Below are 15,028 nucleotides of genomic sequence, written 5' to 3' on the forward strand. Positions count from 1 at the left end.
GTCGCGGCGCATCCCGGAGGCGTGCCGGCGATCGCGCGTGGCGCCGTGGATCGCTCACCGAGAACGGCGTCTCAACTGATTTGGTGCAATCCAACGCAATAATCGAAGCAATAACGGCGCAATCCAGCTTGGCCATATGACCGTCCTGGGACAGCCGATCCACGGCTGCACGGATGAGGCAACCACCGATGGCCACCAAGATGATGACCAAGGGCATGACCGTCACCGACCACATCGTGGCTTGGTCGATGCTGACTGGCTTGGCGCTCGCCGTCCTCCAGATCGCCCTGACCGCGGCGCTGCCGACGCACTTCGTCTGATCCGCCGAGAGTGATGCCTGCAGGGAGTGGTGTGGGGATGGCTCGGGTTCGGGATAGGCGGAGTGTCGGCAGCGTGGCGCTGCGAGGCCTGTTGACCGCGGTGTTCCTGGTGGCCGCCGGCATGAAGTTCGCCGCTGTGCCGTTCGAGGTCGAGGGCTTCGTCCGCTTCGGCTACCCGCTGTGGTTCATGGACGTGGTCGGCGCCCTGCAACTCCTCGGCGCGGTGCTCCTCTGGACGCCCGGTTGCGTCGCCCTCGGCGCCGGTCTTCTCGCCGTGCTCATGGCCGGCGCGGTCGGCAGCCATCTCCTCGCGGGCGACCCCGTTCTGATGCCGCTTCCCGCCTTCGTGCTTCTCCTCCTGCTGGGCGGCGTCGCTCACGCGCGCCGGTCCGAGCTTCTGCCGTCCGGCAGCGACACGGAGATGCGGCAGGCCTGACCGTTCCGACAGGGCGGATTCGGCCATTCACGTCCGCGCGGGGGCGCAGTGGGGGCGCAGTGGGGGCTCGTCGGTTCGAGCCTTGACCGGCGCGGCCGCGAGCGGAGTGACGGGCACGCGGCAGTCCGGACACCACGCCCGGCCGCCGCGGCTCGGTGCCGGCGACGTGGAAATCGTCCCCGGGCGCCGATCGATCTGCGGCGACGGTCACGCATGTCTGCCGTGCCGACACGGGTGTGGCGACCATCGCGAACCGCCGTTAAGCCCTCCGGCCCTACCGGCGACGCGGTACATGCGCCGGGCCTGGCCCATCGGGACCCCCATGAGAAAGTTGCTCGCGTTCGCCGTGGCCGTCGTCGTGTGCGCGGGTCCCGCGCTCGCCCTGGCCGATCAGCCGGCTCGGGATTGCGACCGGGACCCCGAGACGACGGGCGCGTTGCCCGGTGATCCCCGCAGTCTGTACCTGCCTGGCGAGCGACCGGTGAAGGCCGACCGAGACCCGCCAGAGGCCAGCTGGCAGGACGAGGCCCGAGAGACGTCCGAGCAGCGCAGGCGCGATCTCCTCGCCTGCGGCGTGGACTGAGGCGGGTGGCCGATCACCGCGACGGAAGGATCGGCGGCGTCAGCGTCAGCCTGGGACATCTTCGGTCCCCCGCCGGTGACGATCCCCTAACCGGGCCCAGGCACCGTGATGGCGGGCCGCGTTGCGTATCGGCTCACGGGTGGTGACACCGGACGCGCTCCCGCCCCGTGACGGGGTCGGTGGCGCAGGACGGCCGATGCTTGGGGGGGCCTGCACGCATGAGGGACGAGCCGGACCAGACGCTCTCGGACGAGGAGCTGGACCGTCTGGCGCGCGAGCTGTTCGCCGAGGTCCGCGGCGAGTACTCGGAAGCGAAAGTGGAGCGGGCCCTGAAGACCGCCGGTGAGGTCGCCGGGGAAGTGCTTCCCGGGATACCGGACTGGCTGCTCGACGGTAGCGACGACGCCAGCGCCGGCGACAGCGGGACCTGAACCTCGCCGTGATGCGTCCCAGCGTGCGCCGGCGCGGCTCTCCCGCGCCGGCGCACGCTGGGCTGGCCACCGTCAATGCGGCACGGACCCTACGCCCCGCGCCGCCAGCACAGCCCCCAGCGCGCCGGCCAGCCCCTCCGGTGTGAACGGTTTGCGCAGGTAGCGAGCGCCCATCGGCATCTGCTCCTCGGCCGGCCAAGCCACACCCGACACGATCAGGATCGCCAATTCGGGCCAGCGCGCCGCGACGGCTTTGGCCAGGGTGAAGCCACTCAAGGGCTCGCCTGCCAAGTCCACGTCCGCGACCATGGCCACAAGTTCGGGACGGGCCGCCAGATGAGCCTGGGCGGCTTCGACAGTGGCGGCCTCCGCGACCTCGTATCCCGCGTCGCGAAGGGCTGCAGCCGCATCCATGAGCTGCACGGGATTGTCCTCGACAATCAGAACAGCGCGTTGCGACGCGACGGCGTCTGCCATCCTGGATCTCCACACTTCGTCGCCGCAGTAACGCAGTTGATCCCGATTGCGTCCCACACAAACCTGTCCGATGGGGACCGGGTTCGGGGCGATCACGCGCCGAACCCCTCTGCACCGAGAGCGCCGGGTGCCGCGGAACCTGCCCGGCCTCCTGGCGGAACGGCACTGCAGGCGCCTGACCAATCCGGTATCGCTCACCGACACGTCACCGCGGCGGTCTTCCGTGAAGCGAGGGCGCCTGCCCGGCGCCCGCAGGGATCGGACTCTTCGCGTGGTTGTCGGCGCGCTAGACCCGGATCTCCTCAATGGCGAGTCCACCGGCCCGGAGATGGTCGGGGATATCGGAATGATCGTAATACCCCGCCTCGTGCGCCATGGCGTCGAGGGCAGCGAGCGGGTCAGGCGCCGAGCCCGTCCAGAGGATGGCGCCCGTCACCTCGTGCCGGATCTGAAACACCTTCACCGCAAGCCTCCCATGTTCAATGGCCGCGCAAGCGTAGCGTGAGTTCCGGGATCCGGAGGCTACCTACATCGGTCAGGATCCGGGGGTCCGGATTCGCTGCCGCGGCGTGGCGCATCTGCAGGGCTCCGCGGTCCGGGGCGGGTGACGTTCGCCCGAGGTCACGTCATCTTCCTCCTGCGCATCGCCATGAGCTCGGCTTCGAGCCCGTAGCGACCTTCGGAACACAGGCGGACGAGCTGCCGGAAGTAGCCGCCTGGGTTCTTGATGCGGATCTCACCCCGGCGCACGTCGTCGTCGTGGAGCTGCGCGACGATCAGCACGAGCACCGAGGCCCGGAACGGACCGAGGGCTTCGCAAGCCTCGCTCCAGGCCGACGGATGCGCGCCGATCCCGCCCCGCATCAGCCGGCCGATCTCGATGACATCCGCTTCCGTTCTGAGGGTGACGCCGAATTCGGCAGCGACAGGGCAAGCAGCCGCGACGAGTGACGGTTCGGGCCTACGGGTCGGCTCAGGCTCCTTCTCGGGAGCCTTTGCACAAGGATCGGTAGGAGATCCGGTGTCTTGTTCTGTGTGGCGGCCGGAATTGCCGGCAGAGGCGGCTTGATAGAAACGATCCTCCGCCATGACTTGCAGTTCTCCCCAAGCGTCGAGAACGACGTCAGGGCCCATGCCGGAAGCGCGTCTCCTCGGCGTGCTGCGCTCCAGGGCCTCCTGCGCCGCGAGCAGATCGGCAGCATCCGTCGCCGGGAAGCGGGCGCGCAGGGCGGCGAGGGCCTCCGACACCGCGCGGCGACGAACGGTCAGGAGATCGAACGCGCGGCTTCGCTGAGCGCCCCTCGCGGTGGCTTCCATGATCGCGGTCGCCCATTCTCCCTTCCGGGCGACGATGGGAGTCAGGTCGAAACCGTACGCGTCGATGACGGCGCCGCCCGGCCCGCGGATGGCGAAACGCTTGCCGTTCGCGCTGTCCCGAGGTGTGATGACCTCCAGGGCCACGAGGTCGCGCAGGCCGTAGCGGAGCGCGCGCTCCGACAGCCCGGTCATCCCGCACAGGTGCTCGTTCGAGGGCCACACCACCAGGCGTTCCCAATCCTGCTCACCCCACACGGCGCAGAGCGCCGAGAGGATCGAACGCAGGGCAGGGCGCAGGTTCAGGGCCTTGGCCGCGTCTCGGCCCGCGGCCGAGAGCTCCCTGCGCGAGACCGTCCGCCCGTCTTCGAGCGCACGTCTCCGGCCGGCGAGCGCAGCGCGCGTGAGCGGCCGGCCACCGGAATGAACTGTCTCCACCTCGTCCGCCTCCTCTCAGGAGGCAAAGCGGGACCGTTCACCCCGAAGGGTGTTCTTGACGACGGCCTGGGGGAGGGGGCATAAAGGGGGTGCGAATCGCCTGTCGCGCCCCATCCCAGGGTATGTCAGGTCCAAAGGCCTCGAGGTTCCCGCCTCGGGGCCTTCTGCTTTGCCCGTTACATCATGCCGACTTCTCCTCGAAGGCAGACGCGAGCGCCCACTCGATCGCCTCGGTACGGCTCCTGAACCGACCGTTCTGGATCGCCTGGTCGATGACGGCCTTGACCGACGGCTTCAGCCACACGTTCTGCTGGGTCATGCCCTTCTGCTTCAGAGCCTCCCTGCGACGTGTCTGACGGCGCGTGTCCGCCGCCTTCAGCTCAGCCAGCCGTTCCTCTGCGGTCATCGGTCCCCGCCCGATTCTGCCAACGTGACTGTTCATGTGGACCGATTCTGCAAAGTGAGTCCAGCGGCGACCCGGATTCGTACGGGGATGGGTGAGTTCGTTAAGGGCGACCTGTTCCGCGGCGGCACCGGAGACCGCGCCGAGAGCCTCCGCGGCGAGGATGCCAGACGCGGCGCTGCCCAATGGTCGGTGACGCCACGGCCGACCTTCGTGCGACACGGGCGACGCGTGGAGGCGGAGCGTCCGTCGAGGTGCCCGGGGATGATCTCTGGCTCGGACCGGGACGAGCGGCCTGCTGCGGCGGCAGCGACCGGGACGGGCCCGAACCTTGCGGAAGCGCGGGGCTGAACCGCCGCGTAGTCCATCGACGATGGCGGCTGCGTGGTGCAGTCGCTGCTCGCGACACGCTCGTGCGGCTTGAAGCGCGATGGGGGAGGGCGTTTCGCGGCGGTTTCGCGATCGCGATAGGGGCCGAGACGGCTTTGCCGGCCTGCGCCTGGCCTTTCCCCGGCCTTCGAGCGTGTCGCGCGCCCGACCTCGTCTCTCTGCCCGGGCTATCCGTCCGACAAGGATGGTCGAGCCGTCGAGGTTCGACACCGGCAAGGACGGCGGGGGAACGTTCCCAGGTCGTCGCCCGTCGGGACTCGCCCCAGGGCGGAGCGCGGATGGGCACCTGTCTCAACCATGCAGGGGCCGTCGAGCGTGGAAAATCCGCCCTCGGTCAGGATACCCGTCTCAGGCGAGATGCGCGACGAGCAAGGCCCGGGCGCGGCTCACCCGGCTCTTCACGGTCCCGGTCTGACAGCCCATCACCTCCGCGGCAGCCTCGTAGGTCAGGCCTTGGGCCCCCACGAGGAGCAGGGCCTCACGCTGCAGTTCCGGCAGCTTGCCGATATGGGACCAGACGATCTGCAGATCGGACCCGTGCTCCTGGGCTGCGGGCGCCGTGAGCTGCGCCGCGGCGGCACCGTTCACGTCCTCGATCTCGCGCTTTCGCTTGCGGCACTCGGTGTAGAACTGGTTGCGCAGGATGGTGCAGAGCCACGCCTTCAGGTTCGAACCTGGGATGAATAGGTCCTGGCGCGCCCAGGCTCGGAGCACAGTCTCTTGGACCAGATCGTCGGCGCGCGAGGCATCGCCGACGAGCGAGAGGGCGAAGGCGCGCAGGCCGGGCAGCGTTTCGGTCAGGCCCTCGCGAAACGCGGTGGCATCGTCCTGGCGCGGCCCCTCCAGCGCTGCATCGAGCCGCGCGACGAGGTCCAGCAGACGCGGCGGTGTCTGTGCCCGTGTCACGGCCTCGTAGGCGGCGCGCAGCTGCAGGCCGAGATGATCCCGCACACCGGTGGGCAGAATCGCGGGTTCCGGAGGGTCCTGTCGGCTCGGCCGATCGACTCCGCCGTCTTGAGCAACCAGCGTGTCCGTCAACTCACGTCCTCTCAAAGCGCTCGCCGCACGAACCGATCTCGGGCCGCCGTGAACCCCGCCTGACGAACCGGCGATCTGCAGCGGGCCATCCGGCGGGAGTGGCCCGACCACGCGCGTCATCGAGCGTCCACCCCTCCAGATAGGACCCGCCACCTGACTGTACAGTGAACATCTAACCCCGCAAGCGGCGGATCGTTCTCCGCGGCCTACGCGTTGGGCCACGCTTCCGTCCCTGGGGGGCGGACATGTTGAACCGAGAAGGAGCCGAAGATCATCGCGCGCGCAGGTGAACCCCGACGTGGTCTGAGGCCGAGCGAGGAACAACGGATCGAGGTGAACGAGTCACGTCGGCGAGAGGCGCGCGTTCGCCGTCAGACTGCGAGCTGCGTGGGCGGGGCGGCTGTTGCCGGCCAGGTGAGGATCTATTGGGCAGCGTCGATGCCTCAGAATGTCGAATACTGGATCACGGACAGGCCGGACGGCCACTTCGACGTTGTTGTCAAGCTGGAGTCCGGCAAAATCTTTCGCCGCAGCGGGTGCATCTCGCGGACCGAGGCCGATACGTGGATCGAGGGATTGCGAATGCTGATGGCGGCGATCGGCGCGCCCGTATCGGCCGCCGACGTGACGTCTGACGACCCCTCGCCCCTCGGATCACAGACGGTGGACGGTGCGGATCACTCCACCTCCTGAGCTGCGCGGGCGGTCGTCTCCAGGCTGGAGCCGTCCCGCGCGCCTCGCGCATCCGAACGATCCGGGCCCTGAGAGCGTCGACGGCCTACGCCTCGTTGCCCTCAGGCTCCGCGCTCCGATCGCCGAACAGGATCTCGTGGGTGATCGGGTCGTAGAAGCGCATCACGTTCCGGACGAACGCTCTCGGCTCGATCGCCAGCGCCTCGGCCCACGCGCGGTACCGATCCGGAGGAATACGACCGCGCCCGGTCTCCAGCTGCGAGATGAAGGTGTAGTAATCCGCACCGACAAGAGCTGCGAGCTGTCGTTGCGACAGGCCGCGCGCCTCCCGCAGTTCCTTCAGATACCGTCCCCCCTCCCGACGCAGCTCCAGCACCTCCTCGGAGTCCAGGCGTTGCTGATGGGCATACACGGGGTTTCACCTTCCTGCCGACCGAAGCCACTCGGCGCGGCGCTTATACAGCAAACACCATATAGCTGGGACGGAGCCGCGCTGTCCAGATGCGCGGCGGCACCCGTCGTCCCCGCGTCCTCCCCGAACGGATCCCGTTGCTTGGCAACTACCTGAATAGCGCTATCATCCTGCAAGGAACGATTTGGAGAATGGCGCCGGATGCCCCACTACCGGTGCATGTCTCTGGATAGCGGCCCATGAAAGTCGAGAATCGCACGTACGATTGCCGCTCGCGGATCTGAGCGCCCGCGGGTCACTGACGCGAGCAGCACGGGAATCTGAGCCACCGGGTATCGCCGGTCGTGCCGATCGATCGCAGGAAGAGGGCAGAATGAGCGATCCTTCGCTGCAATCGGCATTGACCATCGGCCTGCGCTCGCTCCGGCCGGTCCTGGCGACCGCCGTGGTGTTCGGGCTCTTCATCAATCTGCTGCTGTTCGTCAGCCCGCTCTACATGCTCCAGATCTACGACCGCGTGATCCCCAGCCGGAGTGAGACGACCCTGGCGGGGATCACGCTGATCGCGGCGTTCGGCCTGGCCGTCTACGCGATGCTCGAGATGCTGCGCGCCCGCCTCCTGGTGCGCGGCGGTGTGGTGTTCGATCAGAAAATCGCCACGCCGATCTTCGATGCCGCCCATCGCGGCACCTTGCTCAGGCCCGGCGCGCAGCACGATACGGCGCTGCGCGACGTGGACGTCCTGCGGGAGTTCCTGACCGGCGCCGGCATGCTGGCGTTCTGCGATCTGCCCTGGATACCGATCTTCCTGCTCGCCTGCTTCATCCTCCATCCCTGGTTCGGCTGGATGGCGCTGGTGGGCGGCGGCACGATCCTCGGCCTCACGCTGCTCAACGAGGTCGCCACCCGTCGGACGCTCGACGCCGCCAGTCAGGCCTCGCGCGAAGCGGGGCAGAGCGCCGCCACGGTCTTTCGGAATGGGGAGGTGCTGCAGGCCATGGGCATGGTCGCGTCCATGCGCGGGCTCTGGGGGCGCCGCCACGACGACGTCCTGCTCCTCCAGGCGCGGGCCAGCGATCGCGCGGGCCTGATCGTCGCGGCCACGAAGTTCGTCCGCATGCTGCTGCAGACCCTGGTGCTGGGCATCGGCGCGTATCTGGCGATTCACCGCGAGATCTCGGCCGGGTCGATGATCGCCGCGTCCATCATCATCGGCCGCACCCTCGCGCCGATCGAGGCGGTCGTCGGCAACTGGAAGGGGTTCACGGCGGCGCGGGCGAGCTACCGGCGATTGGTCGATCTCGTGGCCGTCGCCGGCTCGGAGACGCGCCGCCTCGTCCTGCCGCGGCCGCGCGGCCTGATCGAGGCCGAGACCATCTCGGTGGCGGCCCCCGGCGCGACGCGCCCCATCCTCAAGGCGGTGAGCGTCCGGCTCGAGCCCGGCAGCGTCGTGGGGATCATCGGCCCGAGTGCCGCCGGCAAATCGACGCTCGTTCGCGCGCTCACCGGGGTCTGGCCCTTGCTGGAAGGCACGGTGCGCATCGACGGGGCCGACCTGAACCACTGGGACAGGGCCCTGCTCGGGCAGCATGTCGGTTATCTGCCTCAGGACGTCGAGCTGTTCGACGGGACCGTCGCGCAGAACATCGCGCGCTTCGCCGACCGGGACGACGCGCGCGTCATCGAGGTTGCCCAACGGGCTGGCTGTCACGCGCTGATCCAGTCGCTTCCGGAGGGCTACAATACGGTCATCGGTCGGGGGGGACACGGGCTGTCAGGCGGTCAGCGGCAGCGCATCGCTCTGGCCCGCGCGCTCTACGGCGAGCCGAGCCTGGTCGTGCTCGACGAGCCCAATGCGAGTCTCGACCAGCCCGGCGAGGCGGCGCTGATGCGCGCCGTCGCGGACCTGAAGCGATCCGGGACGACGGTGGTGCTGGTGACCCACAAGGTGAGCCTGCTGGAGGAGGCCGACCGTATCCTGCTCATGAGCGAGGGCCGCGTACAGCTCTCCGGCACGCCCGAGCAGGTCCTCGCCCACGTCACCGGCCAGCGGCCGGTCCCGACCCTGGTGCCGCCCGTCGGCCCCGCGGCATCCCAGAGCCGCCGCAGCTCCGACGAACAGCGGAGCGCGGGATAAGCGATGACCGTCACGCGCGCCGCGATCCAGAGCCCGTCCCCCGTGCGAAGAAGGTCCGATCGGGACCGGTCGGGCTCCGCCGACCTGACGAACTGGCGCGCGTACGCCGTCGCCGGCTACGCGCTCATCGTCGCGACGTTCGGGGTGGTCGGCACCTGGGCCGCCGTCGCGCGCCTCGACCGGGCGGTCATCAGTCCCGGGGTGGTGGTCGCGGAAGGCAGCCGCAAAGTGGTGCAGCATCTCGAAGGCGGCATCGTCCAGGAGGTGCTGGTCCGGGACGGCCAGGCGGTTCGCGCGGGCGACGTCCTGCTACGCATCGATCCCGTACAATCGCGAGCCAGCAACGATCTGCTCCGCGGCCAGCTCGACGGGGCCCTGATCCTCGAAGCGCGCCTCCGCGCGGAGCAGGGCCAGGCGCAGGATCTGCTCCTGCCGCCGGAGATCGCGGAGCGGCGCGCCGAGCCGGCCGTCGCCGGCCTGATCGACGACCAGGCCAGCCAGCTGTCGGAGCGCCGCGCGTCCTTCCAGGCGCAGCTCGGCCTCATCGAGGCGCGGGTCACGCAGCTGAAGACGGAGATTTCCGGGCTGGCGGTCGAGAAGGCCTCGGGCGAGCAGCAGGTCGCTCTGATCCAGCACGAGCTGGAGGGCCTGCGCGGCCTCCAGGAGAAGAACCTCATCCCGCTCTCGCGCGTTCTGATGATGGAGCGCGAGCACGCGCGCCTCCGAGGCGTGATCGGACGGTCCGTGGCGGAGACCGCCAAGGCGCAGAACGGCATCAACGAGGCGGGGATGCAGACCGCGCAGCTCAAGCAGAAGCTGCAGGAATCGCTGACCGCGCAGCTCCTCGACACGCGCCAGAAGATCGCCGAACTGCGCGAGAAACTCATCGTGGCCCGGGATGTCCTCCGTCGGCACGAGGTCCGGGCGTCGCACCAGGGCGTCATCCAGGGATTGAAGGTCTACACGATCGGCCAGGTGGTCCGCTCGGGTGAGCCGCTGATGGAGATCGTTCCGACGACCGACCGGCTCGTGATCAGCGTGCAGTTCGCGCCGAACGATCTCGAGGCGGTTCATGCCGGCATGCGGGCCGAGGTGAAGTTTCCGGCTTTTCAGACGCGCCGCATGTCGGCGATCTTCGGGACGTTGACGATGGTCTCCCGCGACCGCCTGATCGACGACGGCACCAAGCAGGCCTATTTCGCCGGCACCGTGGAGATCGACGACCATCAACTCCCGGACGACGTACGATCACGCCTCCTGGCGGGCCTGCCCGCCGAGGTCGTCGTCTCGGCCGGCGAGCGCACGGCGCTCGACTATCTGGTGGCGCCGTTCTTCGATGCTCTGGGACGCAGTTTCCATGAACGATAGAGTCCGCTTCTCAGTCACTGTGCGGACGTGAGGTCCCGATGGGCGCGGTCATCTCGTTCTTCCGACCCGCAACGACGTGCCAGGGCGGCTGGTCGCAGCAGGAGCTCGCGGAATTCTACCGCGTCGAGGCCGCGCTGATCCGGGCCGGCCTGCAGATCGGCAGCGAGCAGGGCCTGAGCGACGAGGCGGACCCCTGGTTCGTCTTCTGCCGGCCGGATGGCGACGCCGTCATGCATTTCGCCAGGATCGACGGCAGCTACGTCATCGCGTCCGATGTCTTGGACAGCCCGATGCGAGGCAGCGATTTCCGCGCCCTCATCAACGAGATCGCCCGACGCTATCCCGAGCTTCTCCCGATCCCGCAGGATGCCCGCGGGACGAAGCTCTCGGTTCACCCGGCGGCGCTGCTCGCGGCTCTCGTCGCGGCTGCGGCTCTGAGCCTGTCGCCCGACGACGCCCGCGCGGATGACGGGGAGCGATCGACCGAGAGCGCGGCGCAGCCCCCTCACGCGGGCCACGCGCAACAGCACGGGCCGTCCGAAGCGCGCGACACGGGCGATGCCGATGAGCGCGACGGCCACCGTAAGCAGGTCGGGCTGATCGTGTTCTCGGCCATGGTCTTCGCGGCGGATGCCCTCGTCGACCACCCCGCACAGGGTATCGAGGCGACATCATACCTCGGCGCGCGGGGCGCCAGCAGCGCCGTCCCGGGTGACCAGGGCAGCCTGTCGCCGACGACGGGTGGAGCGGCGAGCCCCGTCCAGTCGGAAGGTCCGCTCGGCACCGGCCGCCACGAAGGTCCCGCGAGCGGCGCGGCCGGTCTCCTAACGGCCGAGTCGGCCGCGGTCGCTTCCGCCCGATCTGACGCCGCCGATTTCGGGCTCATCGGCCTCAGAGACCCAGCCCTCGGCCATGGGCCGACCCGGGCAGGCGCGGAATCCGGATTTCAGCCGCTCGCGCGCGGCGCCGAGGCCAGCGCAGCCCTCGCAGCGGGTTCATCGTCGTCTCCGGATTCCAGATCGGACGGTGGCGCCGCGCCATCGGGGGACGCCGCGGCACGGGAACAGGGAGCCCCGTCGTCGAGCGCGACCGGTGAGGCGCCATCGCTGGCCCAGAGCGCGACCCCGACGACCGGTCACGCGGCATCCGAAGCTCCGCCAGCCCCGGTCAACGGGCTCAATGCCGCCGCACAGCCCGAGTTGAGACACGCGCAGCTCCCGGTCGAGGAGCGCTCCGGTAGCCCGGACAACGGTCTGCGAATGGGCGTCTCGCCGGAGGCAAGGGGACGGCACGACGCGGTCGCGCATGCGGATCCTTCAGGCATCGGCGCAGGTGCATCCGAACGGGAGTTGCACGGCGCGGCCGGCGACCCCAGTGCAGCATCCGATCCGAGCCCGCGTCCAACAGCGGGCCTCGCGCAGATCCGGGGGGAGGTCACCGATCAGGGCCGCGGTCAAGATGGCGACGGGCCTGGCCGGAGCGCCGATGCGCCAGGCCATCACAAGGACGCGGCGGCCGTTCCACTGGACGCGGCCGGCGGCGCGAGTCCGGATGAACCGCCGGGTCTGGCGCAGGCTCAGACAAGCACTGCCGATCCAGGCCCGACGCGGGCCGGCGAAGGTCCCGGTCGGAGTGCCGCTGTGCCGGGCCACCTCCGGGGCTCGGCGCCGCACGCCCAGGACAATGACGGTCAGGGCACGGACACCGGCACGCAATCAGCGCCGCCCTCAGCCACCGTGCAGGCGAGCGGCGCGGTGGCTGCGCACGCTCCGGCCGGCGAAAGCCCCAGCCGGAGCGCCGAGGCACCGGGATCTATCCAGGGCCCGGCAGGGCACGCACAGGATGCCGGTAGCCACGGCACGGCGGCCACCGATCCCACCCCCTCAGCTCCGGCAGCCAACCTGCAGATCGAGGCCAGAGCCGTCGAATCGGATCACAGGCAGGCTGGCGAAGGACCGGTTCGGAGCGCGCTGGCGCCGGAGCATATCCAAGACGCGGCGCCGCACGCCCGGGATGCCGGCCATCACGGCTCGGCCGCCGACACGGATCCGGTCCAACCATCCGCGAGCGCGCAGACGCAGGCGAATGTTGCTGATCCCGGTCACGCGCGGGCCGGCGCTTCACCTGGCCGGAGCGCCGAGGCGCCGGGACATCTTCACGATACGGTACCACCCGCACAGGATAGCCGCGGTCACGGCTCGGCCACCGACGCGGACCCAGGTCCGCCGTCAGCCGGCACGCAGGCGCGCGCTGCCGATCCAGGCCACGGGCAGGACGATCGAAGCGGCGAGCTGCCCGGGCACCTCCAAGACGATGGACCGCACGCACAGGGTCCAGCCGTTCACAGCGCGGCTTCCAACGCGGACCCAATCGCTTCTTCGGCCAGCGCGCTGGCGGGGGTGAGAGCGGACGATCCAGGCCATACTCAGACCGCCGACGGGCCCGGCCGCAGCGGCGAGGCTGCGGATCACGCCCGAGAGACCGAACCGCATCTGCGGAACTCGGACGGCTCCAACCCGGCAACCGGTGCGAACGCAGGCATCTCGCCGAGCGGCACGCAGGATCGAGCGGTCGGGGCGGATCCCAATCCCGCGAACCTCGACGCGGGCCCGCACCACACAGGTCACGGCACTGCCGTTGCGGCCGCGAACGTCGGCACCCCGGTGGCGTCAGACCAATCGCTCTCGCGCCAGGGATCGGGAGGCTCGACCGGCGTGAGCCGCGATCAAGAACCGTCAAGCGAGCCGAGTCCCCCGACGAGCGGGGGCAGTCACGGTCCGAGACCGGCAGCCAGCATCGGCCCGAACGGCACCATCGAATTCGCGTCCGACAGCAAACCCGGCCCACCGGCCGGACCGAGCCACGCACCGGCGGACAGTGGCGTCCACGGAGACGTCAGCCTGATCGGGGTTTCAGATCACGGCGCCAACGCCCATCACTTCGACCTCCACTCCTGACGGGAAACCGAGGATCCGCGAACGGCAGGCATTCTCGTGTGTTCTCGACGGTGGCGCTCGACCGCCCTGAACTCGACCGGGGAGCGCGAAGCACTTGGACTGACGAAGAGCGGTTCATATCTCGACGCACGCAGCAGAGCGCGCGGGTCGATGATCGGCGTCGCCACATCCAGCACCGCCTCGTCAGACGACGTGGCCGTCGCCATTCGTCCTGCGAGAACGCTCCGCGGTTTCACCGGTCAGGATCGATGCGTCGCCTGTCGGGTGCAGCGTTGCCGACATCCGTCGGATCCGCTGTCTCACGCTTGGAGGGCGAGAGGCTGCTCCGCATGATGGTGAATGTCCAGGCTCGAAGATTGCTACGAGGACGAAAGCGATCCTGACTTATCCAAGCCCTGAGCAGCGTCTCTTGAACCAAGTCCTCAGCCTGATCGGCCGTCTTCGCCATCGACCCCGCGAATCGCTTCAGGTCGGGCAGCAACTCCACGAGGGCTGCCCGGAAACGGTCCGCGTCGAACGCCGGATCCCGATCGGCCGCCGCATTGAGATCCCCTGAATGCGGACGACGCAGATGGATCTTGTCGGGGCCGGACGCGGCAGGCGGACACTCTGGTCCGCCATCAGGCCTGAAGGACGGCGATCCAGCCCTTTCACCGGGGACCGACCGTGAGCGCGTGTCCGGATGGCACGGCATGCGATGCTCGATTCCACACTGACCGGAGGCATTGTACAGCAGCATTATAATAGAGGTTTGCTGTACAGCCCTCAAGGCCGCGCCTTCGGCACAGCGCGGTCGTCGGTGCCGGGCGAACGACGACTGGCCGAGGCGTTCGGCACGACCGGTCGGGAAAGGCTCGGAGCAGGCAGATGTCCGGGATCAGTCAGCCCTCGCGCGACGCGGGGAACCGCCTTCGCGGTTGCGCACGATCTCTCGGCTGATTGGGATGGCTGTGCGGCCGATCGAACGCCCATCACAGAAGGTGACGTGGCTCAGAGAACCTGCACGGGTGCGGAGCGACCGATGAGATCCGGCGCGGGCTCTGTGTGAGCGTGCGCAGTGTCCGGGGCCGGATCGGTGTTCGTGTCGAGGGAATGGTGATTGCGATGGGCAGGTCTGGCGGCGACCGACTCTCCCGTGTCTTGAGACACAGTACCATAGGCGCTGGCGTGTTTAACGGCCGAGTTCGAGATGGGATCGGGTTCTGGGCACGCCGCTCAGGCCACCAGACCGGCGCATCGCAATTCTTTTGGCACTTGGCCTTCGCAGGGTGCTGCGACGGCGAGTGCTGTGTTCGGCAAGCAGGCAGCGGTGTCGCTGCGGGTCTTCTTGTTTCGTGTGTCTCTGGCTTCGCCAGCCTTTGCGGCTGCCGAACCAGTCCGGACACGGATCACGAGAGCGATCAAGCCAATCGGGCGATTAGTACCGGTCGGCTCAACGCGTCGCCGCGCTTGCACCCCCGGCCTATCGACGTGGTCGTCTTCCACGGCCCTCAAGGGAGGTCTCGTTTTAAGGGGGGTTTCCCGCTTAGATGCCTTCAGCGGTTATCCCGTCCGTACATAGCTATGCTGCACTGCCGCTGGCGCGACAACAGCTCCACCAGAGGTACGTTCATCCCGGTCCTCTCGTACTA

The 15,028-nt window shown here is 69.0% G+C and carries 15 protein-coding genes and 2 rRNA genes; 8 read left to right on the forward strand and 9 right to left on the reverse strand.

From position 1 onward, the window contains the following. Positions 1-188 precede the first annotated feature (188 nt). The 4 genes from BM314_RS31305 to BM314_RS26115 all read left to right on the forward strand — a co-directional run bounded on the left by BM314_RS31305 (position 189) and on the right by BM314_RS26115 (position 1,770). Entirely contained in the window at positions 189-320 is a 132-nt protein-coding gene (locus tag BM314_RS31305; RefSeq protein ID WP_280142571.1) for a hypothetical protein, read from the forward strand. A gap of 37 nt (positions 321-357) precedes the next feature. Next, positions 358-756 carry a DoxX family protein gene (locus tag BM314_RS26105; protein ID WP_091981257.1) on the forward strand — a complete coding sequence of 133 codons (399 nt, stop codon included), beginning with the start codon at positions 358-360 and terminating at the stop codon, positions 754-756. 322 nt (positions 757-1,078) lie between these two features. Then, positions 1,079-1,339 (forward strand): hypothetical protein, encoded by a 261-nt coding sequence (locus tag BM314_RS26110; RefSeq protein WP_026605355.1) that lies wholly within the window; start codon positions 1,079-1,081, stop codon positions 1,337-1,339. Positions 1,340-1,557: 218 nt separating this feature from the next. Then, positions 1,558-1,770, forward strand: coding sequence for a hypothetical protein (locus tag BM314_RS26115; RefSeq protein WP_020095911.1), 213 nt, complete (start codon positions 1,558-1,560; stop codon positions 1,768-1,770). A 72-nt stretch (positions 1,771-1,842) separates the two neighbouring features. Here the strand turns inward: BM314_RS26115 and BM314_RS26120 are convergent, their stop codons facing one another. From BM314_RS26120 to BM314_RS26135, 5 genes are all read right to left on the reverse strand, one after another. Further along, the gene (locus BM314_RS26120) at positions 1,843-2,247 is read right to left on the reverse strand and encodes a response regulator (protein WP_020095910.1); all 405 of its coding nucleotides are present in this window, start codon (positions 2,245-2,247) and stop codon (positions 1,843-1,845) included. Between the two features lie 286 nt (positions 2,248-2,533). Beyond that, positions 2,534-2,710: a hypothetical protein gene (locus tag BM314_RS30760; RefSeq protein ID WP_020095909.1), complete on the reverse strand. Its 177-nt coding sequence runs from the start codon at positions 2,708-2,710 to the stop codon at positions 2,534-2,536. A gap of 158 nt (positions 2,711-2,868) precedes the next feature. After that, complete coding sequence (repC, locus tag BM314_RS26125; RefSeq protein ID WP_091981259.1) at positions 2,869-3,999, reverse strand: plasmid replication protein RepC; 1,131 nt, start codon at positions 3,997-3,999, stop codon at positions 2,869-2,871. Between the two features lie 181 nt (positions 4,000-4,180). Next, complete coding sequence (locus tag BM314_RS26130; protein WP_020095907.1) at positions 4,181-4,405, reverse strand: hypothetical protein; 225 nt, start codon at positions 4,403-4,405, stop codon at positions 4,181-4,183. Between the two features lie 735 nt (positions 4,406-5,140). Continuing rightward, the gene (locus BM314_RS26135; RefSeq protein WP_244492314.1) at positions 5,141-5,830 is read right to left on the reverse strand and encodes a sigma-70 family RNA polymerase sigma factor; all 690 of its coding nucleotides are present in this window, start codon (positions 5,828-5,830) and stop codon (positions 5,141-5,143) included. Between the two features lie 438 nt (positions 5,831-6,268). Between BM314_RS26135 and BM314_RS26140 the strand changes: the two genes are divergently transcribed. After that, positions 6,269-6,523 carry a hypothetical protein gene (locus BM314_RS26140; RefSeq protein ID WP_091981261.1) on the forward strand — a complete coding sequence of 85 codons (255 nt, stop codon included), beginning with the start codon at positions 6,269-6,271 and terminating at the stop codon, positions 6,521-6,523. An 85-nt stretch (positions 6,524-6,608) separates the two neighbouring features. Here the strand turns inward: BM314_RS26140 and BM314_RS26145 are convergent, their stop codons facing one another. Beyond that, on the reverse strand, positions 6,609-6,935 hold the full coding sequence (locus BM314_RS26145; RefSeq protein WP_020095904.1) for a helix-turn-helix domain-containing protein: 327 nt from the start codon (positions 6,933-6,935) through the stop codon (positions 6,609-6,611). A 373-nt stretch (positions 6,936-7,308) separates the two neighbouring features. Between BM314_RS26145 and BM314_RS26150 the strand changes: the two genes are divergently transcribed. From BM314_RS26150 to BM314_RS26160, 3 genes are read left to right on the forward strand one after another with little or no spacing between them, the layout of a single operon-like run. After that, complete coding sequence (locus tag BM314_RS26150) at positions 7,309-9,072, forward strand: type I secretion system permease/ATPase (protein WP_091981263.1); 1,764 nt, start codon at positions 7,309-7,311, stop codon at positions 9,070-9,072. 3 nt (positions 9,073-9,075) lie between these two features. Then, positions 9,076-10,440, forward strand: coding sequence for an HlyD family type I secretion periplasmic adaptor subunit (locus BM314_RS26155; RefSeq protein WP_091981265.1), 1,365 nt, complete (start codon positions 9,076-9,078; stop codon positions 10,438-10,440). A gap of 38 nt (positions 10,441-10,478) precedes the next feature. Beyond that, positions 10,479-13,397 carry a hypothetical protein gene (locus BM314_RS26160; RefSeq protein WP_091981267.1) on the forward strand — a complete coding sequence of 973 codons (2,919 nt, stop codon included), beginning with the start codon at positions 10,479-10,481 and terminating at the stop codon, positions 13,395-13,397. 232 nt (positions 13,398-13,629) lie between these two features. Here the strand turns inward: BM314_RS26160 and BM314_RS31310 are convergent, their stop codons facing one another. The 3 genes from BM314_RS31310 to BM314_RS26175 all read right to left on the reverse strand — a co-directional run. After that, positions 13,630-14,136, reverse strand: a complete 507-nt coding sequence (locus tag BM314_RS31310; RefSeq protein ID WP_091981269.1) for a sigma factor — start codon at positions 14,134-14,136, stop codon at positions 13,630-13,632. 373 nt (positions 14,137-14,509) lie between these two features. Further along, positions 14,510-14,625, reverse strand: a 5S ribosomal RNA gene (gene rrf / locus BM314_RS26170). Positions 14,626-14,793: 168 nt separating this feature from the next. After that, a 23S ribosomal RNA gene (locus BM314_RS26175) occupies positions 14,794-15,028 on the reverse strand; the annotation flags it as partial.

The organism is Methylobacterium sp. 13MFTsu3.1M2, from assembly GCF_900112625.1.
Classification (GTDB): domain Bacteria; phylum Pseudomonadota; class Alphaproteobacteria; order Rhizobiales; family Beijerinckiaceae; genus Methylobacterium.